At 69.3% G+C, this 25,479-nt stretch carries 22 protein-coding genes and 3 pseudogenes; 14 read left to right on the plus strand and 11 right to left on the minus strand.

Annotated features, from left to right (window positions below):
* Positions 1–253: 253 nt before the first annotated feature.
* Complete coding sequence (locus ACYF6T_RS33180; protein ID WP_461701150.1) at positions 254–1,426, minus strand: 4-hydroxybenzoate 3-monooxygenase; 1,173 nt, start codon at positions 1,424–1,426, stop codon at positions 254–256.
* A 228-nt stretch (positions 1,427–1,654) separates the two neighbouring features.
* Positions 1,655–2,440, minus strand: coding sequence for a helix-turn-helix transcriptional regulator (locus tag ACYF6T_RS33185; RefSeq protein WP_461701152.1), 786 nt, complete (start codon positions 2,438–2,440; stop codon positions 1,655–1,657).
* Positions 2,441–2,622: 182 nt separating this feature from the next.
* Here ACYF6T_RS33185 and ACYF6T_RS33190 point away from each other — a divergent pair.
* Positions 2,623–2,892 (plus strand): annotated as a pseudogene (locus tag ACYF6T_RS33190) (siderophore-interacting protein); the annotation flags it as partial.
* Complete coding sequence (locus ACYF6T_RS33195; RefSeq protein ID WP_461701153.1) at positions 2,885–3,358, plus strand: siderophore-interacting protein; 474 nt, start codon at positions 2,885–2,887, stop codon at positions 3,356–3,358. The pseudogene ACYF6T_RS33190 and the gene ACYF6T_RS33195, both read left to right, overlap by 8 nt.
* A gap of 590 nt (positions 3,359–3,948) precedes the next feature.
* On the opposite strand, the gene ACYF6T_RS33200 is transcribed toward ACYF6T_RS33195, so the two are convergent.
* The 6 genes from ACYF6T_RS33200 to ACYF6T_RS33225 form a co-directional block, all read right to left on the minus strand.
* Positions 3,949–5,958 (minus strand): beta-galactosidase, encoded by a 2,010-nt coding sequence (locus ACYF6T_RS33200; RefSeq protein WP_461701155.1) that lies wholly within the window; start codon positions 5,956–5,958, stop codon positions 3,949–3,951.
* Positions 5,955–6,719, minus strand: coding sequence for a carbohydrate ABC transporter permease (locus tag ACYF6T_RS33205; protein ID WP_461701156.1), 765 nt, complete (start codon positions 6,717–6,719; stop codon positions 5,955–5,957). The genes ACYF6T_RS33200 and ACYF6T_RS33205 overlap by 4 nt, the downstream gene beginning before the upstream one ends.
* Before the next feature lie 86 nt (positions 6,720–6,805).
* Complete coding sequence (locus ACYF6T_RS33210) at positions 6,806–7,657, minus strand: carbohydrate ABC transporter permease (RefSeq protein ID WP_461701158.1); 852 nt, start codon at positions 7,655–7,657, stop codon at positions 6,806–6,808.
* Between the two features lie 163 nt (positions 7,658–7,820).
* Positions 7,821–9,128: an ABC transporter substrate-binding protein gene (locus ACYF6T_RS33215; RefSeq protein WP_461701159.1), complete on the minus strand. Its 1,308-nt coding sequence runs from the start codon at positions 9,126–9,128 to the stop codon at positions 7,821–7,823.
* Between the two features lie 701 nt (positions 9,129–9,829).
* Positions 9,830–11,038 (minus strand): ROK family transcriptional regulator, encoded by a 1,209-nt coding sequence (locus tag ACYF6T_RS33220; RefSeq protein WP_461701160.1) that lies wholly within the window; start codon positions 11,036–11,038, stop codon positions 9,830–9,832.
* A gap of 12 nt (positions 11,039–11,050) precedes the next feature.
* The gene (locus tag ACYF6T_RS33225) at positions 11,051–12,559 is read right to left on the minus strand and encodes an alpha-L-fucosidase (protein WP_461701162.1); all 1,509 of its coding nucleotides are present in this window, start codon (positions 12,557–12,559) and stop codon (positions 11,051–11,053) included.
* A 492-nt stretch (positions 12,560–13,051) separates the two neighbouring features.
* Between ACYF6T_RS33225 and ACYF6T_RS33230 the strand changes: the two genes are divergently transcribed.
* From ACYF6T_RS33230 to ACYF6T_RS33255, 6 genes and pseudogenes are all read left to right on the plus strand, one after another.
* Positions 13,052–13,312, plus strand: a complete 261-nt coding sequence (locus ACYF6T_RS33230; RefSeq protein ID WP_461701164.1) for a hypothetical protein — start codon at positions 13,052–13,054, stop codon at positions 13,310–13,312.
* A 181-nt stretch (positions 13,313–13,493) separates the two neighbouring features.
* Positions 13,494–13,673: a hypothetical protein gene (locus tag ACYF6T_RS33235; protein ID WP_461701165.1), complete on the plus strand. Its 180-nt coding sequence runs from the start codon at positions 13,494–13,496 to the stop codon at positions 13,671–13,673.
* A complete protein-coding gene (locus ACYF6T_RS33240) occupies positions 13,670–15,655 on the plus strand; it encodes a beta-galactosidase (RefSeq protein WP_461701167.1) in 1,986 nt (661 codons plus the stop codon). The genes ACYF6T_RS33235 and ACYF6T_RS33240 overlap by 4 nt, the downstream gene beginning before the upstream one ends.
* 126 nt (positions 15,656–15,781) lie before the next feature.
* A pseudogene (locus ACYF6T_RS33245) lies at positions 15,782–16,047 on the plus strand (family 43 glycosylhydrolase); the annotation flags it as partial.
* 196 nt (positions 16,048–16,243) lie between these two features.
* Positions 16,244–16,564 carry a family 43 glycosylhydrolase gene (locus ACYF6T_RS33250; RefSeq protein WP_461701183.1) on the plus strand — a complete coding sequence of 107 codons (321 nt, stop codon included), beginning with the start codon at positions 16,244–16,246 and terminating at the stop codon, positions 16,562–16,564.
* A 37-nt stretch (positions 16,565–16,601) separates the two neighbouring features.
* Positions 16,602–16,700, plus strand: a pseudogene (locus ACYF6T_RS33255) (hypothetical protein); the annotation flags it as partial.
* Positions 16,701–16,796: 96 nt separating this feature from the next.
* Here ACYF6T_RS33255 and ACYF6T_RS33260 read toward each other — a convergent pair.
* Positions 16,797–17,606, minus strand: a complete 810-nt coding sequence (locus ACYF6T_RS33260) for a TetR/AcrR family transcriptional regulator (protein WP_461701169.1) — start codon at positions 17,604–17,606, stop codon at positions 16,797–16,799.
* Here ACYF6T_RS33260 and ACYF6T_RS33265 point away from each other — a divergent pair.
* The 6 genes from ACYF6T_RS33265 (at position 17,605) to ACYF6T_RS33290 (ending at position 24,245) form a co-directional block, all read left to right on the plus strand.
* Positions 17,605–18,747: an FAD-dependent oxidoreductase gene (locus ACYF6T_RS33265; protein WP_461701171.1), complete on the plus strand. Its 1,143-nt coding sequence runs from the start codon at positions 17,605–17,607 to the stop codon at positions 18,745–18,747. The genes ACYF6T_RS33260 and ACYF6T_RS33265 overlap by 2 nt on opposite strands.
* Positions 18,748–18,793: 46 nt before the next feature.
* Entirely contained in the window at positions 18,794–19,993 is a 1,200-nt protein-coding gene (locus ACYF6T_RS33270) for a GDSL-type esterase/lipase family protein (protein ID WP_461701172.1), read from the plus strand.
* A 492-nt stretch (positions 19,994–20,485) separates the two neighbouring features.
* Positions 20,486–20,941, plus strand: coding sequence for a DoxX family protein (locus ACYF6T_RS33275; RefSeq protein ID WP_461701174.1), 456 nt, complete (start codon positions 20,486–20,488; stop codon positions 20,939–20,941).
* A 730-nt stretch (positions 20,942–21,671) separates the two neighbouring features.
* Positions 21,672–22,853 carry a cytochrome P450 gene (locus tag ACYF6T_RS33280; RefSeq protein ID WP_461701175.1) on the plus strand — a complete coding sequence of 394 codons (1,182 nt, stop codon included), beginning with the start codon at positions 21,672–21,674 and terminating at the stop codon, positions 22,851–22,853.
* Positions 22,854–22,893: 40 nt separating this feature from the next.
* Positions 22,894–23,091, plus strand: a complete 198-nt coding sequence (locus ACYF6T_RS33285; RefSeq protein ID WP_461701177.1) for a ferredoxin — start codon at positions 22,894–22,896, stop codon at positions 23,089–23,091.
* Complete coding sequence (locus tag ACYF6T_RS33290; RefSeq protein ID WP_461701178.1) at positions 23,088–24,245, plus strand: NAD(P)/FAD-dependent oxidoreductase; 1,158 nt, start codon at positions 23,088–23,090, stop codon at positions 24,243–24,245. The genes ACYF6T_RS33285 and ACYF6T_RS33290 overlap by 4 nt, the downstream gene beginning before the upstream one ends.
* A gap of 191 nt (positions 24,246–24,436) precedes the next feature.
* Here ACYF6T_RS33290 and ACYF6T_RS33295 read toward each other — a convergent pair whose 3' ends face one another.
* On the minus strand, positions 24,437–24,577 hold the full coding sequence (locus ACYF6T_RS33295; protein ID WP_461701179.1) for a hypothetical protein: 141 nt from the start codon (positions 24,575–24,577) through the stop codon (positions 24,437–24,439).
* A 45-nt stretch (positions 24,578–24,622) separates the two neighbouring features.
* Entirely contained in the window at positions 24,623–25,408 is a 786-nt protein-coding gene (locus ACYF6T_RS33300) for an SDR family NAD(P)-dependent oxidoreductase (RefSeq protein ID WP_461701180.1), read from the minus strand.
* Positions 25,409–25,479 lie beyond the last annotated feature (71 nt).

A 25,479-nucleotide genomic window follows, 5' to 3' on the forward strand; every position in this document is an offset into this window, starting at 1 on the left:
CCGGTGCCAGCCCCCGTACCAGCAGACACAGGCCGATCCCGCGGGCTACCGCGGCCAGCTGGTGCTGGACGGGCCGTGCCGTACGCTCCCGCACCGCCGACGTTTCAGGGACGCGGCGGATGGCGCCGGTCCGATCGGGGACGTGGCGAGGGCGCCATCCGGCGGTGATGCTGCCCAGCGCAATTCGGAACGCGGAGTCCGACCCCGCCCAGAGGCCCGGGCTCGGGCGAAGACCACCGCGTCTGAGCGACTTCTAGTTGGTGCCGGCGGCCAGCTCGCTGAACAGCTTGTTCGCCGGCTCGGAGGCGAACAGGCGCTGGAGCTCGGCGCGCGCGATCTGCTTCTTGAACTCGCCTTCGTAGCCGGTGAATCCGGCGTTGTGCATGGTGTCGGTGATCCACGTTGCGAACGCCTGGTAGTTCCAGATGTGCGGCAGGCAGGTCTGCGAGTAGCTGTCGAGGAGGCTGGAGTCGCCCTCCTTGGCCTGGCGGATCACCGCGCGGGCGAACACCTCGGCGTCGTGCAGAGCGAGGTGGATGCCCTTGGCGCTCATCGGCGGCACGATGTGCGCGGCGTCGCCCAACAGGTAGAGCCTGCCGTAGCTCATCGGGTCGAACACCACGCTACGCAGCGGAATGATCTGCTTGGACAGGATTTCGCCACGCGAGGGCGGAGTGCCGAAGCGGGCTTCCAGCTCGCTCCAGATGCGCTCGTCCGGCCACCGCTCGGGGGTGTCGTCGACCGCGCACTGCAGATAGATGCGGCTGGCCTCGGGGCCGCGGGGGATCATCCCTGCCAGGCCCAGTTCGTGGATCGCCATGCCCGAGGGCTTGGTTTCGGTGGCGGCCAGGACGCTGAGCCAGGAGTAGCCGTATTCGTGAGAATATTCGGTCAGTGCAGAGGCGGGGATGGAGCGCCGGGAGACGCCGTGGAAGCCGTCGCAGCCGGCGATGAAGTCGCACTCGATGGCCCGCGCCGCGCCCCCGGCGTCCTGGTAGCGCACCACGGGGTGGCCCAGGGTGAAGTTCTCCAGGACAACGTCCGCGGCTTCGTAGCGCAGGTCACCGCCCTCGTACAGGAAGACCTCGGTGAGGTTGCGCACCAGGACCTGCTGCGGGCAGTACAGGTTCTCGTTGTCGTCCTCGTCCACGTCGAGCGGCAGCGCGCGGCCGTCGAGGTAGAAGCCGTCCTCGTTGAGCGGGATCGGATCGCCCGTCAGGACTTCCTCCAAGCCCCACTCGCGGAACAGGCGTACCCCGAAGGTGTCGATCGTTCCGGCGCGCTGGCGCTTCTCGACGTAGGCGCGAGGGTGCTTCTCCAGCACGATGCAGTCGACGCCGTTACGCAGCAGGAAGTTGCCAAGGGTCAGACCGGCGACGCCGGCCCCGATGATGACGACGGCCGTGTCGTCGTGTGTCTCAGTCATGCGTGCGGGCCTTTCGTGATCCATACAGTGGTCGGTAACGCGCCGAGGGCGTACACCACGGCGCCCGCCGTGAGGGCGGGCGCCTACTCGCTCTCCACTGTGAAAGGCTGGGCATGCTGTGATCCACTGGTAAGTGGACACCTGATACCGGAAACCCGCCAAGCAACTCCGACCGCGCTCACCGCGTACTCGGCCAGCGCAACTCAGGCATGTCGGCCGTGGCAGCAGCTAGCGCCCGTGGAGGCGAAGCCCGGCCTGGTAGCGGCCGGGTGTCTGGCCGACGACCTCAGTGAAGGCGTCGATGAAGGTGGAAGGATTGGACCAGCCGCACGCCACCGCGGTCTGCGTCACCGTCATCCCGTCGGTCAGGTGCGCCAAGGCGTGATGCATGCGCAGGGTGGTCCGCCAGCGGTGGAAGCTCATGCCCAACTCAGTGTGGAACAGGCGGCTCAGCGTGCGCTCGCTGGCCCCCACCGTTCGACCCAGCTCGGCCAGGGTGACAGGCCGGGCGGGGTCCGCGCGCAGCAGATCGGTGGCGGCGCGCAGCCGGTCGTCACTGGCTTCGGGAAGGTGCAGAGAGGTCTCGGCCGCATCAGCCAACTCGTCCACGATCACGGCGAGAAGACGCCGGTGGGCGCCGGCCCGCCGCTCCGGTTCGTCGGTGAGCGTCAATAGGGCCTCGCGCAGCAGCGGGCTCACAGCGAAGACAGTGGGGTGATCGATGAGGTCGGCGCACAGGTCGAGCGGCACGGACACCAGCCGTACATCGGTCTGGCCGTAGAAGCGGTGTGAGTGAGCGAAGCGCGGGGGCGTCCAGGTGATCCGGTCCGCCGGGGCGACCCAGGTGCCGCGCTCCGTCGCGGTGGCCAGGGCTCCGGCGGCGGCGTAGACCAGCTGGCCCTGGACGTGGCTGTGTGGGTCCAACTGAAAGCCGTGCGGCAGCCAGGCACCGCCTCGCAGGATCTGATCCTCTGCGCCAGTGACCATCGGCGAAGGATGGCGGGTTGTCGGCATCAGGCGTCAGTTTACCGGTGGTCCCGGATGGAGTACCACGCCGACAGTGGTCAGATGACCCCAACGAAGCCCAAGTGCGGCACCCGAAGCAGGTAGCGATGGCCTCCCGGATCCAGCGCCCGCGCAAGCGACGGATGCTGTCGCTGACCGTGCAGGGCAGCGAGCAGCCCAGTCCGCATTTCATGACCGTTACGCTGGGCGGCGAGGACGTCCAGTACCTGGAGCAGTCAGGCTTTGATCAGGCAGGACGTCTGTTCTTCGCCGACCCCGACAACGACGCGACGGCGGTCTTGCTCCCCACCAGCGAGCGGTGGATGCTCCAGCTCACGTTCCAGCGCGGCAAACACCGTCCGCGGGTCAGGACCTACTCGATCCGACGCTTTCGGCCCGACGCGTCGGCGTTCGACATCGAGATCTCCCTCCACGGAGTGGACACGTCCGCCAGTGCGACCACCCCAGGCACCCGATGGGCACTGGCTGCCAAGCCCGGCACCAAGGTCACCTTCCTCGACGAGGGACACAGCTACGCGCCCCCCCGGCGCCGCCTGGCAACTCCTGGTCGGCGACGAGAGCGCCCTTCCGGCGATCCTCGCCATCCTGGAACAATCCGCGGCGAACCTGCCCGCCGAGGTGTTCCTGGAAGTTCCGTCACCCGAGGACATCCGAAGCGACATACAGGCACCACCGGGCACCACCGTCCACTGGCTGCCCCGCACCGACGCGGGCGCGAAACCGGGCGTCCTCGCTCTGGAGGCGGTGAGACAAGCCCGCCTTCCCGAGGGCCGCTTCCACACCTTCACGGCCGGCGAATCCTCACTGGCCACCGGGATCCGCCGCCACCTGGTCAACGAACACGGCGTGGCGAAGTCCGACATCTCCTTCCGCGGCTACTTCAGCTATGGCCGCGCCGGCCTCTGAGATGAGACCGGCTGGTACTTCTGCGGACGACAGCAGCTGCTGCGGCGCATCATCGGGTGGCTCGACACTGTCCGTACCCGCCCTGCAAACCGCGGCCGAGGACGAGGGAACCCTCAACGACACGCCCACTCCTGTCTGCCGCCTCTGGGTTCGGTGAGTCTCGCACCGTCCTGCCGGAACAAGACATTGGGTGACCGTCTGCGGGCAGTGGCGGCGACCGGCCCTGCGACTTCCGTCGCAACAAGACCCCTGGCCTCGTTCCGCTCAGGTGGTCCGGCAGGTCGGGGACCTCAAACGGCCTGTGGCCATCGTCATCGACGGACTTGACGAGGCTCAGTCGGGCGAGGCCGTGCCGATCGCGGCGGACCTGCTGGCCCTCGCTCCGGAAAGGCCCACACCCAGCACGTCCTGACGGCCATCGCCGTCAACATCGAGCGCCTCAGCAGACCGCCACCGGCCGAGGAAGCCCCCACACCCCGCCAGCCGACCGCCTTCCAGAACTACCCCAACCAGCGCGAGATCCCTCGCCTCAAGTCCTGGCAACTGCGGGCAGTTGACCTACCAACACCAAGATCCCCGACAGATCAAGCCTAGTTCGGGGTGCCCGACCTCACGACCCGCACCCCTCCGGCCGGTATGCGCAATTCTCCACCGACCGGCTCGTCTGTGAGCATCTCCTGGCCCCGCGCCGTAATGATCGCCTCGCTGTCCGCGTGGTTGACGAAGAAGGTGAAGGCTTCTTCGTCATTGCGGCGCACAAGCACTTCGAGCCCTTCCGGCATGTCCGCCAGGTCGGAGGGGATCAAAGAACGTGCCACGTCGAGCAGCGCATCGCTGTCAAGTCCGGCCGACACGTAGACCGCACGGCCTCCGCTCCCGAGCGTACGCGACGTGATCGCTGGATGGCCGCTGAGGGGGCCTCCGCTGTAGCGGGCGATCACGTCGGCGTCGCGTACGCGGACGAGTTCGGTCCACTCGGTGCCGGACCAACCGTTGTCGAGGGTGAACGTCTCGCCCTCTTGCAGGGGCCGGAACTCCTCGCACCACACGCCCAGGAGTTCACGGAACGCGCCGGGATATCCGCCAAGCCTCACCTGGTCGTGCTCGTCCACGATCCCCGAGAGGAAGCCGACCACGACCGTCCCGCCGGCCTCGGCGAAAGCACTCACGCGCGCCGCGGTGTCGTCGTCGGTCAGGAAGAGTCCGGGCACCACCAGCACCTCGTGCCCGGTGAAGTCGGACCATGGCGCCAGGACTTCGATGCTCTCGTTCAGCCTCCAGAACGCGTGGTGCCAGTCCCGGACGATGCGTCCGTAGGCGAGGTGGTTGTTCGGCTTGACTCCCTTCATCATCGCCCAGCCCGCCTCGTCGTCGAAGAGGATGCCGACGCGGGCCTGGGGCGTGCGTGAGCCCATGACCGGGGCGAGGCGCTGCAGGTACTCGCCCAGCTTGCACACGTCGCGGTAGAGCTCGGTGTCTTCGCCGGCGTGGGGAACCATCGCCGAGTGGAACTGCTCCGCCCCGGCCCGGGAGGCGCGCCACTGGAAGAACAGGATGCCGTCGGCGCCGTGACCCACGTGGCTCAGGCTGTTGCGGATCATCTCCCCCGGCGCCTTGGCGCGGTTGCGCGGCTGCCAGCTGACGGCACTGGTCGAGTGCTCCATCAGCATCCATGGACGGCGCTGTGTCGTCATCGCCCGCATGCGGTCGCCGGAGAAGGCGACGTCCTGCTCGGGCACCGGGTCGGGTGAGCGCGTGTAGTGGTCGTTCGCCACGATGTCCATGTGGCGTGCCCACCGGGGGTAGTCGACGACGTCGGGCTCGGCGCCCGCCATGAAGTTCGTCGTGACGGGCAGGTCGGGCGTGACGCTCTTGAGCACGTCGCGCTCTGCGAGGTAGTGCGCCAGGAGCTCGTCCGAGGAGAAGCGGTCGAAGTCCAGGACGAGGGACGGATTTTTCGCGTCATTGCCGCGAGGCGGCAGGATGTGCGCGAAGTCACGGTAGGTGTGGCCCCAGAAGGCGGTTCCCCATGCCTTGTTCAGCGCGTCGAGGGATTCGTACTTGTGTCGAAGCCAGTCGCGGAACGCCGCCGCCGACGTGTCGCAGTAGCAGCGGCCGTTGCCTCCGCCCAGCTCGTTGCTGACGTGCCACATGACGACGTGTTCGCGGTGGCCGTAGCGGTCCGCGAGCGCTCGGACCATGCGGAGCGCGTAGGTGCGGAAGACCGGGCTGCTCGGGCACCAGCCGAGCCGGGCGCCAGGCCAGTGCGGCTGCATGTCGTGGTCGACGGGGCGGATCTCGGGGTGTGCCGCCAGCAGCCAGCCCGGGGGCGCGGCCGTCGGTGTGGCGAGGTCGATGGCGATGCCGTTGCTCGCCAGGAGGCCGACGATCTCGTCCATCCACTCCCAGTCGTACTCTCCGTCCGCGACTTCGATGAGGCCCCAGGAGAAGATGCCGAGCGAGACGAGGTTGACCCCCGCCTGTGTCATCAGGCGGACGTCTTCCTTCCATACGTCCCTGTCCCACTGTTCGGGGTTGTAGTCGGCTCCATAGCTCAGCCCGCGTGTGGGCCAGGCGTTGTCGACGTGGGACCAGGTCATCCTTTGACTCCTCCGGCGATGAGGTCGAGGCGCCAGAACCGTTGCAGGAACAGCACCAGGGCAATGAGGGGGACGATCGCGAGCGCGGCGCCGATGATGGCGAGCGTGTACAGCGACGGCGAGCCGGAACCGCGCTCGAGCAGCGAGTTCAACCCCACCGTGAGAGGGAAGGTCCGGGTGTTGGAGAGCATGATGTACGGCAGCAGGAAGTTGTTCCAGATCCCGACGAACTGCAGCAGGAACACCGTCACCATGCCCGGCCCCATGAGGGGGAGCACGACGCTGCGGAAGATCCGCCACTCGCCGGCGCCGTCGATCCGGGCCGCTTCGAGCATCTGCGCCGGGATGGCGCTCGCGGCGTACACCCGGCAGAGATAGATGCCGAACGGGCTGAGGATGCTCGGGAGCAGCACCGACCACTGTGTGCCGGCCAGATGCAGGTCGGACAGCAGCAGGTACTGCGGCACGGCGAGGGTGATGCCCGGGATGAGCAGCCCCGCGAGGATGGCGGCGAAGAAGATCCGGCCGCCTCTGAAGTCGAACTTCGCCAGGGCGTAGCCCGCGGAGGCCGACACGAGCGTCGACAGGGCGCCACCCACGCCCGCGTACAGGAGCGAGTTCAGCGCCCACAGTCCGTAGGCACCGCCGTCGTAGGAGAACAGGTCGCCGAGATTGTCGAGCAGACCGGATCCGGGGGCGAAGGTGAAGGAGTCGAACAGCTCGCCGGGGGCTTTGCTGGCGGCGACGAATACCCAGGCCACGGGGAGGAGGCAGTAGAGCGCACCCGCCACCATGATGAGCGTGGGAACGATTTTGGTTCGTTCGCGCCTCCTCTCGTTGATCGCGCTCATCGCATGCCCCGCCTCGTCGAGATGCGGACCAACGCCAGAACTGCGATCGATACCAGCGCGGTACCGAGGGCGAGGACGATCGACGCCGCCGCCGCGTCATGGAGGTCGTCGAGCGCGAACGCGTCCTGGTAGATGGACATCAGCGGCACCCACGTGTTGGAGATGGTGTTCGTCAGGGGTTTGAGCATCAGCGGCTCGCCGTAGAGCTGGAGGGTGCCCAGCAGTGCGAAGATCGCGGTCAGCAGCAGCGCCGGGCCGACCAGCGGCACCTTGACGCGGAGAGCGATCTGGATCTCGTTGGCCCCGTCCAGGCGCGCCGCCTCGATCAGCTCGTGGGGGATGCTGCGCAACGCCGTGTAGATGACGAGCATGTTGAATCCCGTGCCGCCCCAGACGGAGATGTTGGCGAGCGAGGCGTAGATCCCCCCTTGGCCGAGGAAGGGGATGTCCCCCCAGCCGAGGGACCGAGTGACGTACGAGAACGGGCTCGTCCCCGCCAGGTACATGAACCCCCACATCAGCGCGGCCACGACGCCGGGCACGGCGTAGGGAATGAAGATCGCCGTGCGCCCGAAGCGCCGCAGTTTCACCCCCGGCGCGTCCAGCAGCAGAGCGAACAGCAGCGCGAGGCCCAGGGTCAACGGCACGGCGATGACACCGTAGAGCGCCAGGTGTCGGAGCCCGGCGATCAGTTGGGAGTCGTGGAAGACCGAGACGTAGTTGTCGAACCAGACGAACACCGTGGAGCGGGTGCCGAGGGCGCCACCGCCGGTTCGCCGCTGGGCGTAGAAGCTGGAGCCGAGCGCGTACACCACGGGGATCACCGTGAACACGGTGTACAGCACCATGGCGGGTGCGCTGAACAGGTACGGCGCGATACTCCGACGACGACGGTGACGAGTCGGCGGCGGAGCGGCCGCTGTCGCTGACCCGGTGTCCTTGTCGGCAACGGCTGTGGTGGTCATGCGGATGCCCTCTCTGACGCTCTGCGCTTTCCTTCAGTCCACCGCTCTATCCCTCGCTCACCTTGAACCCCTGCTTCTTCAGGTCCTTCACGACGGCCTTCTGCGTGACGGTCAGAACGTCCGCCCATGAAGTGCCGTTGTGCACGGCCGCGTTCATCGCGTCCGTGAATGCGGTCGCTGCGACGTCCGTGTTCGGGCCCCAGGTCACCGGGCGGGTGTGCTTGGCGATCCCGGCGACGACCTTGTAGTAGTCGGTCTGCTGCGGCATGAGGGCCGGGGGCTTCTGCGCGGTTGCGGCCTTCTGCCCCGACAGTGCGGCGGGATAGCCGTTCTGCACGTTGAGGATCATCTTCGCGCCCGTGTCACTGGCGTTGAGCCACTTCGCGAACTCGGCGGCCTGCTTGGGGTGCTTGGACTTGGAGGTGACGATGACCGAGGAGCCGCCCTGGAAGGAGACGGTCGGGTCGTTCGCGTTCCACCGCGGCAGGGGTGCGAGGGCCCACTTGCCGGCGGTCTTCGGCGCCACGCCGTAGATGACACCGGGCGCCCAGGCGGCGGAGGGCCAGGACAGCATCGTGCCGTTGTTCAGCTTCTGGTTGTACGTCGGTGTGAGGATCGGATCGGCCGCGATCAGCCCGTCCTTGAACATCCCCTGGAAGAAATCCATCACCTTGCGGGAGTTCGCGCCGTCGATGTTGACGGTCCACTTGTCCCCGTGGACCGACCACCAGTCGTCGCCGGCCTGCGCCGCCACGGCGGCGTACCAGCCCCAACCGTCGGTGCTCAGGGAAGCCATCGTGAGCTTGGGGTTCCGGGCCTTGATCCTGGCGGCCGCCTTGCGGTAGTCCTCCCACGTCACAGGCGCCTTGATGCCGTACTTGTCGAAGACGTCCTTGCGGTAGAGCAGCGCCATGGGGCCGACGTCCTGCGGCAGTCCGTACGTCCGGCCGCTGAAGGTCGTCTGCGCCCACGAGCCGCTCGAGTAGTTCTTCCGGACGTCGGAGACGTAGTCGGTGATGTCCAGCGGCGCACCGGCGACGATCATGCGAGGCAGCGCCGTGTTCTCCACCAGCGCGAGATCGGGTGCGTTGCCCGCGCGAATCGCGGCCAGCAGCTTGGCGGACGACTGCTCGCCACCGCCGGCGTCGGTGTGGACCACTTTGATGTCCGGATGCGTGCGGTTGAATTCCTTGACTTCCTGTGCACTTCCGGGCGCCCACGCCCAGTACTGCAGGGTGACCTTCCCGTCAGAGGAGGTGGAGGTGCCCGCGCTGGAACAGGCGGAAGCGAGGAGTGCGGTCGCGGCTGCAGCGGCCACGGCAGCCACGATCGTGCGGAACTTGCTGGTACGCATGAGTCTCCCTTGACTCGGAGCGGACTCGGTCTCTCGCGGCGATGAGCATCACTCGCACCACCAGAGTTTGTCAATGGAGGTGACAAACTCTGGTGCGCCCGTCCGCACGGCAGACGTTTTCCGCCAGCGCAACGAAGGCTTCGGGGTACAGACGACGCCGCAGCGACCGGCGCTCAGCGGTGGTGGAACACCGCGGTCGGCGCAGGAATCGCCCGGCATCGAGACCGGCGACCGGCTGATGACGCCCGGTCCGCAGTGCGCCTGTGCACAAGGGAAGGCCGGTCATGCGGCGAAGAAGTCGTCTGCGCCGCCACGCACGGGAGTGGCCGTCGTAGCAAGCGGCGTCCGGGCAGTCCCGGTCGGCTCAGCGGTCGGCCGCCCGCTGATCGCGGTGACGCCCGGCGCGGCCTGTGCGGTGAGCCGGGAAGCCGGCCGGTCCGGCGGCGCACAGACCGCCGGTGCCGGCAGAGCATGACGGCCGGCGCCGGGATGGCGTCACCGGGCGCAGAGACCGAAGCGGCTTTCCCCGGGGGCGGAGCGGACAGGCGGCGTCGCACACTGCACGCGCGCATCGATGCCCCACGGGCAGGCCGGCGTGCGAAGCCTCCGGCGTTGGCGGACTGTGTGGTCGACACCCCTCTGCCGGAGACTTCACCCGCACCTCAGCACCAACCCCTCGCCCGCCCGAGGCGAGGGGCCACTCACTGGTCGTACTCGGCGAGCCGGCGGTACAGCGCCAGCCCGGCGGCCGCGCGCGCCCATTCGAGGAAGTCGAACACCGTGACCTCGATGACCGGCGAGTCCGGCACGGTGTACACGGAGCGCATCCCCTCGTCGAAGTCCTCGGTACGGGAATCGAGGAGCGACGGGCTGTCCCCCGTCAGGATCACCTTGTCGGGATCAAGCAGATTCAGGATGTGCCCGGCCGCCACGCCGATCCCACGCGCAGCGCGCGCCAGCCGCTCGCACGCCTTCTGCTCCCCCTGCGCGGCTCGGTCGATGACGTCACCGAGCGTCTGCGCGCCGGCGACATCGTTCACGATCGAGGTCGTGGAGCTTTCCGCCCACAAGCAGCCGCGATGTCCCAGGGGGCACCTCGCGCCGTCATGCGCGACCTGGACGTGGGAGAACCTGCCCGCCCTGCCGTGCGCGCCCAGGATGATCTTGCGGTCCACGACCAGTCCGAATCCGATGTCCCGCCCGAGGGAGATGAGGGCCATGCTGTCCTGGCCCTCGGCCAGGCGCGGCCATTGCTCGAACGCCGTGAGGGCGATGATGTCGTCCTCGGCCCATACCGGTATGCCGAACTCCTTCTCCCATTCCGACCGGGTCGCCTCGGGCGCCACGGCCTGGAGGCCGATCCCTTCCGCGGCTCCGTCGATCCGCTCCACTGATCCGCACACGGCCAGAGCGGCCACGCGCAGGCCATCGGCCTTCGCCGCAGCCAGCCAGGTGCGGCATTGCGCGCCGACGACGGCCGGATCCAGTTCGTCGATGTGCTTGCGCCGCTCCCAGACCACCTTGTTGGTCAGATCGATCACCGCGGCGACCAGTTCGCCCGCACGGACATGTACGCCGAGGAAGTGGAAGAGGTCGGTCTTGGCGAGAAGCATGTCGGCCGGCCGTCCCGTGCTGGCCCTCTGTTCCCTGCCGCCTTCGACGATGAGACCGGCAGCCTCGAGATCGCGTGCGATCGCCGTCATCCGCGTACGGGACAGGCCGAGCTCTTTCGCCACCTCGCTCTTGGAGAGCCCACCGTTCCACAGGATGCGGTTGTACGCCGACTGCGTCGTCGGATGCAGCCGTGGCCATCCGGAGTCGGCCCCGGAAGGCGAGGTGGGGTCGTCAGGTGCGCTTGTCATGGATCCATCCAACACACTCTCGGCATCCGCGCGCCATGGCGCGCGCACGCAACACAGGGTTCACCTTCGAGGCCAAGCACTGTCGGCATCGACCACTGCGAGCGTACGGATCGCCGGACGGCCGCGGGATGCTTCGATTCTGACCTCGACCTTGTCGACGACGCGTGGGGGAAAGCGCAGAATCCGCTGGTAGCCGACCGAATGCGCCTCGGCCAGCACCCGATCGCTCCCGTCGGACACCCCGACCACCACCACACGCTCGAGGCGCTGGCCCTGGGTGATGTCCTCACGGATGACCACGGCGCCCACCTCGGTGGGACGGCGGAGGACGAGCGAGGCGGTCGGCTCGGCATCGGACGCCTCCGGGCGCCACACACACGGTGCTGCCGCATCTGCGGCCAGGCGCGTCAGGACGGACCAGTCGGCCACGGACTCGCCCGACCGTGTGCGCGGCGCCCCGGACGACAGCTCGATGTCCGCGTCCAGCACTCCGTTTCGCCACGCCCGGATGCGTTCGCCCAGCCCCGTCAGGGCGGCGACGTCAGGAGCGGCCACACGCCCGCGGGCATCGGGCGGCACGTTGAGCAGCAGGCACGCGTTGCCGCCGACCGCGTCGCACCACAGGTCGAAGAGTTCGTCGGCGGAGCGAACGGAGTCGTCCTCGTTCCGGTGGTAGAACCACCCCGGCCGAATGGACGTGTTCACCTCGGCCGGATACCACACGAGGTCGTCGAGGCGGCCTGCGAGGGCCTCGCGGCTGCCCAGATCCTCTTCGTCGCTTCGGACGAGCCGTGAAAACGCCCCGTCGTCGGCATGTTGCGAACGATCGGCGACGCGTTCGACGTCGCGCAGCGCGGCGGGTACGACGCTCCATTCGTCAGGCCGGGTGTGCCCGGCCTCGTTGCCGCACCACCGAACGTCCGGGCCGCAGACCGAGATCACGGCATCGGGTTGCAGACGCCGTACGACCGCGTAGTAGCGCTCCCAGTCGTACTCCTGGTGCACGCCGTCGGGGCCCTCTCCGTTGGCGCCGTCGAACCAGACCGAGAAGACCTCGCCGTATCCGGACAGCAGCTCCTCCAGCTGACGCACGAAGAAGTCGTCGTACGCCTTCCCCGAGCCGTACGACGCCTCCGTGCGGTCCCACGGCGAGAGGTAGATCCCGAACTTCAGACCATGGCGCCGGGCCGCGTCGGCCGCGAGCCGCACGAGGTCGCCCTTTCCCTCCTGCCACCTGGCGGCGGCGACCGAGTGCGTGGTCACCTGCGAGGGCCAGAGGCAGAAGCCGTCGTGGTGCTTGGCCGTGAGGATGGCACCTGTCATCCCGGCCGCGGCGATCACCGACATCCACTGATCTACATCGAGGTCGGACGGGTCGAACAGGGCCGGGTCCTCGCCGCCCAGACCCCACTCGCGATCCGTCATCGTGTTCATGCCGAAGTGGATGAAGGCGTAGAACTCCATCGACTGCCACGCCACCTGTCGCGCGCTGGGCCTCACCGTTGTCAGGGCCCGCATCTCGTCGATGGCGCCGGCGGTATCGGGAGAGGGCAGGATGTCATCGGTCATGCGAGTCGTCCCGTTCGTAGTTGGCGCTGCGTTTGTCACCTAGGTTTACAAACTGAGACCCTATCCTTCTGCCGAACTGTTGGTCCATACGGCCTCCACGCTCGGACCGGCACGTCACAGTCACGAGGACCGGTACAGGCGGTACGGGTTCCGGATCGGCGCCCGGCGTCGCCGGACGCGACACCGGCACGTGACGGCGCACGGCGCAAGGCAGCCAGGGCGCGGGCGGCCACGGTCCTGCGGGACCTCCTCCTGCCCCCGGTCAGAGACGCGCGTGACCCAGCGGACGAGGCCGAAGGCCTCCTCGCCGGCCAGCGACCGCCACAGCAGGGCGCGACTGCAGAACTCCGGACGAGCGCTCGCGGTCGCGTACCAGGAGAAGACCGCGCTCACCTCCGGCGCACCGCGGCACGACGCCGGCACCGGTCCGCGCCTTTCAGGCACGCGCCCGGCCCGGCCCGGCGCGCACACGCCACCTCGACCCGGAAGCACGTGGCGCCGAACCGGGCCGCGGAACGGAAGGGCGAGGTCGCCGGAGCGGACGAGACGGCCGCGAAGACCGGGCAGGCCCAGCCGCTCACGATCACCAGGGCGGTCCGCGGCCTCACCGCGGCGACCCAACGCGGCGGCGCTCCAGGGACTTGGGCAGTGCGCCAGGCCCGTACGCTCCCCGGTCTCGCGGCCGCTGACGAGTGGATGGTCACCGAGGACGACGACCGCGATGCCGGCCCGAGCAGCGGTGACCTTGTCTGAATCCCCTCGGCAGCTGACACGGACGCCATGGAGTGTGGTTCTCGCCTGAAAGTCCGGCGTTGAAGCGCTTCGACTCTGCCTCACCGCTCCAGCAGACACTGCCAACCGTCGACGGAGAAGGAAGTCTGTCTATGCTGAGGCCTTGCTTTGCGCGAAACACATCATTACCTTCCCCAGCTTAGTGAAGCGCTTCGACTCCCCCGTGCCCGAGGACGCCTCGGTGGCGGCCCTGTACTCCGACCAGGTCACCGCACAGCACGCACCCACGCTGACGCACCGGCCCTCCCGGGCGCCGACCATGACGGCGCGTCAGGTCACTGTCCGCAGCATCCGACTTCCCCGGCCCGAGGAACCCTCATGACAACGCGCGGCATCACCGACCGCCTGGGCGGTCTCGCCTTCGGCGGGGACTACAACCCCGAGCAGTGGGACGCGACGGTCTGGGAGGAGGACGACACGCTCATGCAGCGGGCCAGGGTCAACCTGGCCACCATGGGCGTCTTCTCCTGGGCCCTGCTCGAACCCGAGGAAGGGCGCTACGACTTCGCCTGGCTCGACGCCCACATCGACCGCCTGCACGCAGGCGGCATAGCCGTCGACCTCGCCACCCCCACCGCCTCACCACCCCCCTGGTTCACCCTGGCCCACCCCGACGCCCTGGCCGTCAGGCCTGACGGCACCCGCCTCACCCATGGCAGCCGCGACACCTACTGCCTCACCGCGCCCGCCTACCGCAGCGCGGCCCGACGGATGGCCGCCGCCCTGGCCGAGCGGTACGGCGACCACGCCGCCCTCGCCCTGTGGCACGTGCACAACGAGTACGGCACGCTGTGCTGGTGTGATCACACGGCCACGGCCTTCCGCGTGTGGCTGCGCGCCCGGCACGGCTCGCTGGACGCCCTCAACCAGGCGTGGGGAACGGCCTTTTGGAGCCAGCGCTACACCTCCTGGGAGCAAGTACTGCCGCCCCGCGCGACGCAGTGGCACAGGAATCCGGGCCAGGACCTGGACTTCCGACGGTTCTGGTCCAGCGAGATCATCTCCGCCTTCCGCGAGCAGCGCGACGCGATCCGCAGGCACAGCGACCGGCCGGTGACCACCAACCTGATGCTGCCCGCCTACCAGAACGTGGACCTCTGGGCCTTCGCCCGCGAACTCGACGTCGTCACGTCCGACCAGTATCCGAGCGCACCCGGCCTGGACGCCGCGGCCGACGCCGCCTTCCACGCCGACCGCACCCGTTCCCTGGCCGGCGGCCGCCCCTGGCTGCTGATGGAACAGGGCACCAACACCGTCTACGACGGCGACCGCGTGCTCGGCAAGGAGCCCGGGGAGATCCTGCGGCACACCCTCGGCCACATCGCGCGCGGTTCGGAGGGCGCCCTGTTCTTCCAGTGGCGGCAGTCCCGGGCCGGCGCCGAGACCTGGCACTCGGCGATGGTCCCGCACGCCGGACCCGACAGCCGGATCTTCCGCGAGGTCACGCAGACCGGCGAGGCGGTCGCCCGGCTCGCCGAACTGGCGGGGTCGACGGTCACCGCGCCGGTGGCCGTGCTGCACGACCCCGATGCCTGGTGGGCGCTCGGCGTGGACGGTCTGCCCTCCGCCGGCCTCGACTACCACGCGGCACTCCTGCGGGCTCACCGGGCGCTGTGGGACGCGGGCATCACCGTGGACTTCGCCCACCCGGAGCACGAGTTGAGCCGCTACCGGCTCGTCATCGCCCCCGCCCTCTTCCTTCTTACCGACGCGGGCGCGGAGAACCTGCGCCGCTACGTCGCCGACGGCGGGACCCTCCTCGTCCAGCACGCGAGCGGATACGTCGACGAACGCATGCACGCCCGGCTGGGCGGGTATCCCGCCGCACCGCTGCGCGAGGCGCTGGGCATCCGGGTCGAGGAGTACCGGCCGCTGCGTCAGGACGAGCGGATCGCCCTGTCGGACGGCTCGCACGGAACCGTCTGGAGCGAGTCCCTGCGGACCGAAGGCGCGCGGACACTCGCCACCTACACCCACGGCATGCTCACGGACAGCCCGGCACTCACCCGCCACCGCCACGGCGCCGGGGAAGGCTGGTACCTGTCCACCCGCCTGGACGACGCGGACTACGGCGCGCTGGTCGAGCGCCTGCTGAAGGAAGCCGGCGTCCAGCCGGAGCTGCCCGGTCTGCCGGCCGGCGTCGAAGCCGTCACCCGCCACGCGCCCGACGGCCGGAGCTGGCACGTCCTGATCAACCACGGCGCCACCGCCGTGCCCCTGCCGGACCCCGCCCTCGACCTCGTGACCGGCACGCTCGCACACGAGGTGCCGCCCGGCGGCGGCGCGGTACTGCGCAGGTCGTGACCGCCCGAACGGCCGTTCCATGAGCCGCACGACGAAAGGACAGAAGGGGTGCCCCTCCAGCAGCAGGCCGCCCGCGCGGCCAACCCCGTGCTCCCCGGCTTCCACCCCGATCCCAGCGTCTGCCGTGTGGGCGACGACTACCACCTCTCCGGCTCCAGCTTCGAGTGCTTCCCCGGCGTACCCACAGCCGCGGCCTGGCGCACTGGACCCAGATCGGGCAACGCCCTGGACCGGCCGGAGCAACTGCGCCGCCGGCCCCCATGCCGCCCTCCGGCGGGATCTACGCCCTCACCCCGCGCCACCACGACGGCCTCTTCTGGCTGATCGTCACCAACGCGGCCGAGGACGCCGGCAACCTGATCGTCACCGTGACCGACCCGGCCGGGCCCTGGTCGGATCCCGTACGGGTGCCGGGTGTTCCCGGCATCGACCCGGACCTGGCCCGGGCAGACGTACGGAACACCGCACACGCTGTGGTCCGGCACGCCCGGCGTCAAAGCCCCGGAAGCACCGCACCTGTAGCCAGTCGGCGACCACTGGTACCTGCTCATCGTCGAGGGCGGCACCGAGCGCGGCCACGGCGGGTTCATCGCCCGCAGCCGCACGCCCAACGGACCCTACGAGCCGTGCCCGGCCAACCCGGTCCTCACCCAGCACCGACCACCCCGTGCAGAACACCGGCCACGCGGACCTGGGCCGGGCTCCCGACGGCTCCTGTGGACGGTCTTCCTCGGCGTGCGGCCGCACGGCGGCACGCCCGGCGGGCACGTGCTCCGGCGGGAGACCTTCCTGGCCCAGCCGACCTGGGGGGACGGCTGGCCGGTCGTCGGTGAGGTCGCCCTGGACCCGCCCGCACCGCCGTGCCGCTCGCCCCCGGCCCCGGCCCCGGCCGACGAGCACCGGGAATGACTTCGAGTCGAGCGAACTGCGGCCGTCCTGGATCTCCGTGCGAGACCGCTCTCCCGGTCACTGCACCACCGAGGAGCGCCCCGGCTGGCTGACGCTCCACGCGCGGGGCGACTGCCTGGACGAGCCCGACGTCGTCCTCACCGGCCGGCGCCAGCGGCACCCGTCGTGCCGGGCGCGCACCCTGGTCGATCCCTCCGCCGGACGCGGCGGCCTCGCCGTACGGATGCCGGGGTCATGCGGGCGGTCGCGGGTGCGCGGTCGTGTTCAGGCCGTCCAGGAGCATGTCGAGGCCGGTGATGAACTGGTCGCGATCGGCATGGTCGCGCAGGTAGTGGGTGGTGCGCGTCAGGAAGGGATAGTCGGCCGGGTCGAGTTCTTCCCAGCGTTGGGCGGTCCGGGCGAGGAAGTCGTCGCGGCTGACGCTCGGGTCGTGGGTGGTGCGCGGGGCGATGATCTGGGCGCTGACGCCGGTGATGTAGTAGGAGATCGCGGTGGAGACCTCGAAATGCCGTTCGGCCGGCAGCCCGGTTCGTGCGACCAGGGTGCCGATGCGGTCGAGCAGGCGCAGCGCGTTCGCCAGCGTGGGCGGTGCGGAGACGTGGGTCGCCGCCCACGGGTGCCGGTCAAGTGCGTCGAAGACGGCGACGGCAAGCGCGCGCAACCCGGAGCCGGCCTCTTCCTCAAGGCGCGGGTGCGCGGCGAAGGCCTGGCCGAGCACCTGATCGGCGGCCAGGGCGACCAGCTCGTCCTTGTTCGACACGTGCCAATACAGCGCGCCGACACCGGTGTTCAGCTCTTTGGCCAGCAGCCTGAAGGTGAGCCCCCGCTCGCCCAGCTCGTCCAGCAGTGAGACGGCCGCGCCGACGATCAGTTCTTGTGAAAGGGCGCCGGCACGTCCCCCGGCGGGTGCTCTTCCTCGCGTCCGCATGACCTCATTTTGACACACCCTGGACCGGTGTTCCATATTGCTAATGGAACGCCGGTCCATATGGACGTCGGGAATGTGCCCGACGCTGCGCCGTGCGGAAACGAGGAAGCCCATGAACACCCACCACCATCCGATCGCCATCGTCGGCGCCGGCCTCGGCGGCCTGACTCTCGCCCGAGTCCTGCACGTCCACGGCATCCCGGCGACGGTCTACGAGGCCGATCCTTCGGAGGACTCCCGCACGCAGGGCGGCCAACTCGACATCCACGAGGCCGACGGGCAGCGCGCGCTCGCCGACGCCGGCCTCACCGAGGAGTTCCGCGCCATCATCCACGAGGGCGCCGAGGCGTCGCGCGTACTCGACCAGGACGGCAAGCTGCTGTTCGAGGCCCCGGACGACGGCACAGGGCGGCGTCCCGAAGTACTCCGCGGAGACCTGCGCCGCATCCTGCTCGACTCCCTGCCCGACCAGACGGTCCAGTGGGGGCACAAGGCCACCGGTGTCCGGCCCCTCGGCGACGGCCGACACGAGCTGGCCTTCACCGACGGCACGACCGTGACCACCGGTCTTCTCGTCGGCGCCGACGGCGCCTGGTCGAAGGTCCGCCCCCTGCTCTCCGACGCCGAACCCCGGTACACCGGCACGACATTCATCGACATCTACCTGTACGACGCCGACGAGCGGCACCCCGCGGCGGCCGAGGCGGTCGGTGCCGGCGCGATGTACGCCCTGGCCCCGGGCAAGGGGATCATCGCGCACCGCGAGGCGGGGAACATCCTGCACACGTACGTCGAGCTGAACCGCTCCGCCGAGTGGATCGCCGCCATCGACTTCACTGACGCCGCCGCCGCGACCGCCCGGATCGCGGCCGAGTTCGACGGCTGGGCCCCGGAGCTCACCGCGTTGATCACCGACGGCGAGACCGCTCCGGTCGCCCGCCCCATCCACACGCTCCCGGACGGACACCGCTGGGAGCGCGTGCCCGGGGTGACGCTCCTCGGCGACGCCGCCCACCTGATGCCGCCGTCCGGTGACGGCGCAAACCTGGCGATGTTCGACGGCGCCGAACTCGGCAAGGCGATCGCCGCTCACCCCGACGATGTCGAGGCGGCCCTCACCGCCTACGAAGAGGCGCTGTTCCTGCGTACCGAGCCCTTCTACGCCGAGGCGCACGACATGCTGAACCTCATGATCGGCGACAACGCACCGTCCGGATTCCTCGACTTCTTCACCGCCGCCGACCAGGCCGAATGACATCAACACCGGCAGCCGACCCACAGCAGACGAAGAAGAGGCCAGCTTGAGCACGTACGAGACCGATGACGGCACGGGCTGGGCGCCGACGTGGACCCAGGCCATGACCGACTTCCGCGGTGAGGATGACGAGCCGCCCTTCGACGATGTCACCGTCCGCATGACCGTGCCCGCGAGCATCGGCGGCGGCCGCGTCCGGCTGGAGCTGTCCAACCACTTCGGGGACGGCGCCGTCCGGATCGCACGAGGCGCCATCGGAGTCCGCGGACGGTTCGTCGAGGTCTCCCTCGACGGGCAGTCAACGATCGAGATCCCGGCCGGCACATCGCGGTGGACCGACCCGGTCGACCTGACCGTCAGCCACGGCGACGAGATCGTCGTCGATCTGTATCTGCCCGAGTCCACGCCCTACACGTCAGCGAACGGATTCACGTTCGACCGGTCCCTGCCGGGCGACTTCACGGGATCACGCGCGTTCCCGCTCGAAGGATCGAGGCCGGTGCAGGCCGACGAAGCGCGCGCATTCCCTGCCACCAACACCGGCACCGGACCCGAGCCAGACGGGACCGGCTGGTCCCTGCCTCCGGGAGGTCCTTTCCTGCGCACCATCGAGGTGGCCGGAGCCGAGGCGAAGGCGGTGGTCGTATGCCTCGGGGCATCCAGCACGGCAATGGGGTGGCCGCAGTACACCGCAGCCCTGCTTCCCGCTGATGCCAGGATCGCCGTCGTCAACCGAGGAATCGCAGGAAACCGCATCCGACTCGACGCACCATCGGCGACTCCCTCATGGGGCCGGGCCGGGTTGTCCCGGTTCGATGAGGACGTGCTCGGAACCCACGGCGTCACGCACCTGGTGATCGCCTACAACAGCAACGACTGGAGCCTTCCCGGCCGAGTGACGCCGCTGGACGAGATGCCGACCCTCGCCCAGCTCATCGACGGTTACCGAGAGCTCATCGATCGCGCCCGGACGGCAGGGCTCACCGTCCTTCTCACCACCGTCACACCGCTTGCCCCGGATCTCGCGGGCGACACCGGCCGAGAAGACTTCCGCCTTGCGGTCAACGAGTGGATCCGCACATCCGGGCACGCATTCGTCGACTTCGACGCAGCGATCCGCTCCAAAGTCAACCCTTCCCTCCTCGAAGACACATACGCCGCCCCCGACCACACCCATCCCAATGCCAACGGGTCGAAGCGCCTCGCACAGGTGATGGCTGAAGCCCTGACCCGGTTGCAGATCTAAGCCGACTCCGAGTCGGGGATCCTGGAGTTCTCCAGTGCGGCAGTATGGTCGATGGGCATGCACGGGTGTTTCCGCCGACCGATGCAGCCGCCGAGGCGCCCGTTGTCCCTTCACCCCCGTTCCGGTCAGCAGGTCCCGTCTCTGACTGCCCAGGTCGCGCGGGCGAGCAATCCGGGTCGCACCACGGCGATGAGGGTGCGGGCCGGCTGGACGGGCTGTGGTGCGACGAGGACTTCGCCAACTGGAACCGGGACTGAGTGGACCGCACCTCCGGCCCTCGTATCCAGCCCCGCGGCAGATCACGATGCAGAACCACCACCGTGACGCCGCAGGGCACCTGCGCTGGCGCACCGCCGAGCAGGAAGACAGCCCCGGTCTGCCGCCCTTACCTCGGCCCGCTACGCACGGCACGGACACACCGTCAGCTGCAGAGGGTTCACCGCTCAGCTGACCGAGACCTGCGCTCCCGACGACCCCAACGTGATCACGGACGTGGCCACCACCGCGGCCACCACCCACGACAGCCAGGTCCTGCCCGGCATCCACACCCGCCTGGCCCGCCGCGGACTGCTCCGAGCACCAGGACCGATCGGCATGACCACCGCACACATCTCCCTCGCCGTCGCACTTTCACTGATCTTCTTCTCCTTCGGACTGGCGAAGATCGCCGCCGTTCCGTTCATGCGTCAGGCAGCTGCGCACCTCGGCATGTCACTGACCCTTGATCGCGTCATCGGCGCACTGGAGGTCGCCGGAGCCGCTGATCTGCTGCTCGGTTTGGCCTTGGCTCCGCTCGGCATGGCCGCCGCTGCCGGGCTGACTGTGCTCATGATGGCTGCCGCGGTGGTGCACCTGCGCCACGGTGAGCCGCCCGTGCGAGCCGCGCCCGCCGCCGTACTGGCCCCGACGGCGATGGCATGTGCCGGAGTGGCGATCGCCGCCGGCTGACCGCCCCGCCCGGAGTGTGCCACCGCATCGAGCGGGAGGCGGCTGATGCCCGATGGTTCACGAGTCTCCTGCTCGGCTTATCGGCGACTTGTCGCGAACCGCGCAGCAACCCGGATCCCGTCCGCATGACGTCGAAGCACGTCGCCGAGCATGTCGTCGACGTGCTGAGCGGCTGGGTCACGGCGTCGAGCCGAGACAGGTCGATCCGCCGGCCGGCTCGGCACGGTACACCGCTCACAGCGCCGCTGCGGGCCTTCGGGCTCGGTCAGGGTGCCGTTGTGAACACCCCGCAACGCAAGACCGTCTGGGCCGAGTTGAGCGAGAAGAGCACGCCGACCCCTCGGGGCCACCGTCCCGTCCGTCTCGTAGTCGGCGCGGGATGGGCTGAACCCTGAGGGCGTGGGTGTGCGGCCGGGTCGGCGGACAGTGGGTCGCTCCCCCGGCCAAGGGGCGTGCAACCGTCCGTCGGCACCGACGAGCAGGGAAGCACCGGCAGTTCTGATGATTTCATCGATTTAATTCCGGCGTAACCCTTGACCCTTCATTCCATCAAGGTTGAGTATTTCATCACCACGGCGCTGTTGCACGGACGCCACCCGTTCTCGTGCAACGGGTGGGGAGCGAGCACCATCCAGGCTGCGCTCCCGCCAGCTGTCCATGGACGCGCCCGCCCCACACGAGCGCACCACCCTGCCTCCGCTCCCTCACAGCTCCTTCAGGAGGGCTCCTCATGTCCATGCGTACGGAGATCCCCGTCTACCACCCGGATCTGTACTCGGCCTCGGCCATCCGCGACACCTATCCGCACTACGCCGCGTTGCGTGCACTCGGCCCCGTGGTGCACCTGAGCAAGCACAAGATCTACGCCCTGCCGCGCTACGCCGAGTGCAGGCAAGTACTTCTGGACGACGACACCTTCGTCTCCTCCAGCGGCGTCGCCCTCAACCCCGTCGCCAACCGTATAGGCCAGGGCACCACGCTCTTCAGCGACGGCCAGGACCACGCTCGCCGCCGCTCTCTCCTCGCCCACCGCCTAACTCCCCGGGCGCTGCGCACGATGAAAGACACCATCGACCAGCAGGCCACCGCCGTTGTCGAGGACGCGGTGGCCCGCCGGACGGTCGATGCCGTCGAGGTCGCCACGGCGCTGCCGATGTCCGTTGTCCCCGACCTGGTCGGCTGGCCCCGTCAGGGCCGTGAGCACCTGCTGCGCTGGGCCGGCGCCACCTTCGACGCCCTGGGCCCGCTCAACTGCCAGGCGGCCCGCACACTTCCCTCCTCCCTCGGCATGCTGCGCTACGCGCGCGGTGTCGTGCGCGACCGGTCGGTGTTGGACGGCAGCATGGGCCACGACCTGCTGCGCGCCGCCGACGAGGGCAGGATCATGCCCGCTGAGTGCGTCACCATGTTGATCGACTACCTGGCGCCCTCCCTGGACACCACCATCAGCGCCATCTCAAGTGCCCTGTATCTGTTCGCCACCCACCCCGAACAGTGGCGCTTGCTGAAGGCGAACCCGGACCTCATCCCGAAGGCGGTCAACGAGGTCGTCCGCTACGAATCCCCGATCCGGGCCTTCTCCCGGACTGCCGCCCACGACACGGAACTCGCCGGCACACCGCTCCCCAAGGGCTCCCGGGTGCTTGTCCTTTACGGCTCCGCCAACCGCGACCCGCTGGAGTGGGACGACCCGGACACCTTCGACATCCGCCGCGACGCCGCCCGCCAACTCGGCTTCGGACAGGGCACCCACGGCTGCGCCGGCCAGGGCCTGGCCCGCATGGAGACCTCCGCGATCCTGCGCGCCTTGGTCGACCGCATCGACCGCATCGAGGTGACCGGCCCACCCGAGTGGGCCCTGAACAACGTCATCCACCGCCTTGAGCGCCTGCCGCTCGAACTCATCGCCTGAACCGCCGCTCACCCGTTCGAGGACAGCTGAGGACAGCACCATGAAGATCTCCGTCGACTATCCACGCTGCGAGGGCCACGGCCTGTGCGCCGACCAGGCCCCTGACGTCTTCAGCCTGGACGACGACGCCGAACTCACCTACCGCTACGAGGGCAGCGACGTCCCCGACGAGTGGCAGCCCGCCGCTCGCGCGGCCGTCAACGCCTGCCCGGTCGCCGCCCTGCGAGTCCTGCAGTGAGCGCACCGCGCTCGGTGCTCATCGCCGGCGAGTCACTCGCCGGCATCACCGCCGCCCGCCACCTGCGCACCCTCGGCTACGCCGGACCGGTCATCCTTGTCGGTGCCGAGGAGCACGGCGCGTACTCCCGCCCGCCCCTGTCGAAAGTGGTTCTCAAGGACCCATCCGCCGACCAGGCCCTGGGCCTTACGCTCGACGGCCTTGACGCCGACGTCATCCGCTCGCCAGCCGTCGCCGCGGACACCCGCCAGCACATCGTCACCACTGCCGACGGCCGCCAGATCGGCTATGACGCGCTGATCATCGCCACCGGTGCGGACGCCCGCCGGCTCGCCGCCCCTGGGCAGCGGGGCGAACTCGTCCTGCGCACCCTGGATGACGCCCGCCTGCTCCGCGCCCGCCTGGCAAACGCGGGTTCGGCGATCGTGGTCGGCGCCGGTTTCCTGGGCATGGAGGTGGCCAGCGCCTGCGCCGCCCGCGGTATCCCGGTGACCGTCGTGGACGCCGACCCGCCGCTGCGACGCATCCTCGGCGACTACCTGTCCGCCGAGATCACCGCACGTGCCGCCAGACACGGCATCCGCTTCGTACAGTCGACCGGCTTCGCCACCCTGACCGGTGACCCCGTCAACGGCGTGGCGCTCCCGGACGGCACCCAACTCACCGCGGACCTGGTGGTCACCTGTGCCGGAGAAGCACCATGCGTCGGCTGGCTGACCGGGACCGGCCTCGCCGGCCGCCTCGGCGTCGGCATCGACCATGCCTGCGCCACCACCGTGCCCGGCGTGTTCGCCGCCGGTGACGTCACCTACCTCCGTGGCCACGGCACACAGCCCGACCGGCGTGCGCCCTACTGGTCCAACGCCGTCGCCCAGGGCAGGATCGCGGCGGCCTCGGCGCTCGGTCTTTCTCCGCCGGGATCGGCGCAGGACGACTACTTCTGGACCGAGGTCACCGCACTCACCGTCAAGATCGTCGGCCGTCTGCCGCTCCTCGGTGAACCGACCACGACGCAGGGCAGCGTAGCCGACGGACGCGCGGTACTGACCTGGAGCCATGCTGACGGAACGTCGACGGTGGTCGCCTACGGACTGCGCAAACCGGTCGCAGCGCTACGGGCCTTGGCCGCCACGTCGTTGCCGCCGCCACCGTGACGCTGACATGTGAGCCTCGTGACGTCGACTGCCAGAAGATGCCCGGAGAAGGCCCGGCCCGTCGCCCGGCAGCGGCCGGGCCGGGCCGGGCCGTTACGTCGGCTTCAGGCGAGGTCCGTAGAAGACGTTGCGCCGTGAGCGGGGTTACCAGCGACGCCCACTCGGCGAAGGCGGCAGCCGACGCGTCCACTTCAGCGCGCACGTCCTCGGGTCCGGCTGCTCGCGACCCTGGCGTACGGCTCGCTGGTCCGGGGATCGATGTCGGCGGTGGTCCGCCCGGAGACGGCCGGGGCGTACTTGCCGCCGTGCAGAAGGTCACGGCCAGGTGGCACGAGGTCAACTCCTCTTACTGCTCGGGTCGGTGCGTATCCTGCCGGTCAGGCGCCAATCATGTTGAAACCGCCGTCGGCGTTGAGGTAGACGCCGGTCATGTGGGCGGCGTCGTCGGTGGCGAGAAAGAGGGCGGTGCCCGCGAGTTCGGCGGGCCCCGGGATACGGCCCATCGGCGTCTTGGCGATCATCTCCTCACGCCGGCCGGACTTCCAGTCCGCGCGACTGAGGAGCATCTCGGTCTCGATGAAGCCGGGGGCAAAGGTGTTGACCCGCACCGTCGGCGCGAACGCCTGGGCGTAGGACTTGGTGATGCCAAGGATGCCGTACTTCGCGGCGGCGTACTGCGGGGCGCGGGCGCTGCCGCGCACGATCACGGTGGAGCCGATGTTGACGATCGCGCCGTGGCCCTGCTCCAGCATGCGGGAACCGAACTCGTGGACGCACAGCATCGTTCCCTTGATGTCCACGGCGAGGACGTGGTCGATGGACTCCTCGGTGAGCTCCCGCCAGGACATCTGCTCGCCCGCCACGTCACCGACGTTGTTGACCAGCACGTCCAGGCCTGCGAAACGGCCGAACACCTCCTCGGCCATGCGGATGACGTCGGCGTGGACGGCGATGTCGCCCTGCACCGTGAAGGCCTCGCCGCCGACCTCCCTGATGCGGGCGACCGTTTTATCCGCTCCGGCCGCGGAACTGCGGTAGTGGACGGCCACCCGGGCGCCCTCATGGGCGGCACGGACAGCAATCTCGGCGCCGTAGCCGGTGCCGGCACCGGTGACCAGGACCGAGCGGCCTTCGAAGCGGCGGGGAATGTTCTGCTCTGTCATGGGAGGTCCCTTCAGGGGTGTACGGCCGTGAAGCGCTGGCGGATCTCTCCGATGTCCTCGATACGGCTGAT

The organism is Streptomyces sp. 7R007, assembly GCF_054850255.1.

Coding starts and splice junctions, on each gene's coding strand:
- ACYF6T_RS33180 (WP_461701150.1), bottom strand. CDS start 1,426: ATGACTGAGACACACGACGACACGGCCGTCGTCATCATCGGGGCCGGC.
- ACYF6T_RS33185 (WP_461701152.1), bottom strand. CDS start 2,440: ATGCCGACAACCCGCCATCCTTCGCCGATGGTCACTGGCGCAGAGGAT.
- ACYF6T_RS33200 (WP_461701155.1), bottom strand. CDS start 5,958: ATGACCTGGTCCCACGTCGACAACGCCTGGCCCACACGCGGGCTGAGC.
- ACYF6T_RS33210 (WP_461701158.1), bottom strand. CDS start 7,657: ATGGTGCTGTACACCGTGTTCACGGTGATCCCCGTGGTGTACGCGCTC.
- ACYF6T_RS33215 (WP_461701159.1), bottom strand. CDS start 9,128: ATGCGTACCAGCAAGTTCCGCACGATCGTGGCTGCCGTGGCCGCTGCA.
- ACYF6T_RS33225 (WP_461701162.1), bottom strand. CDS start 12,559: ATGACCGATGACATCCTGCCCTCTCCCGATACCGCCGGCGCCATCGAC.
- ACYF6T_RS33240 (WP_461701167.1), top strand. CDS start 13,670: ATGACAACGCGCGGCATCACCGACCGCCTGGGCGGTCTCGCCTTCGGC.
- ACYF6T_RS33265 (WP_461701171.1), top strand. CDS start 17,605: ATGAACACCCACCACCATCCGATCGCCATCGTCGGCGCCGGCCTCGGC.
- ACYF6T_RS33260 (WP_461701169.1), bottom strand. CDS start 17,606: ATGGGCTTCCTCGTTTCCGCACGGCGCAGCGTCGGGCACATTCCCGAC.
- ACYF6T_RS33280 (WP_461701175.1), top strand. CDS start 21,672: ATGTCCATGCGTACGGAGATCCCCGTCTACCACCCGGATCTGTACTCG.
- ACYF6T_RS33285 (WP_461701177.1), top strand. CDS start 22,894: ATGAAGATCTCCGTCGACTATCCACGCTGCGAGGGCCACGGCCTGTGC.
- ACYF6T_RS33300 (WP_461701180.1), bottom strand. CDS start 25,408: ATGACAGAGCAGAACATTCCCCGCCGCTTCGAAGGCCGCTCGGTCCTG.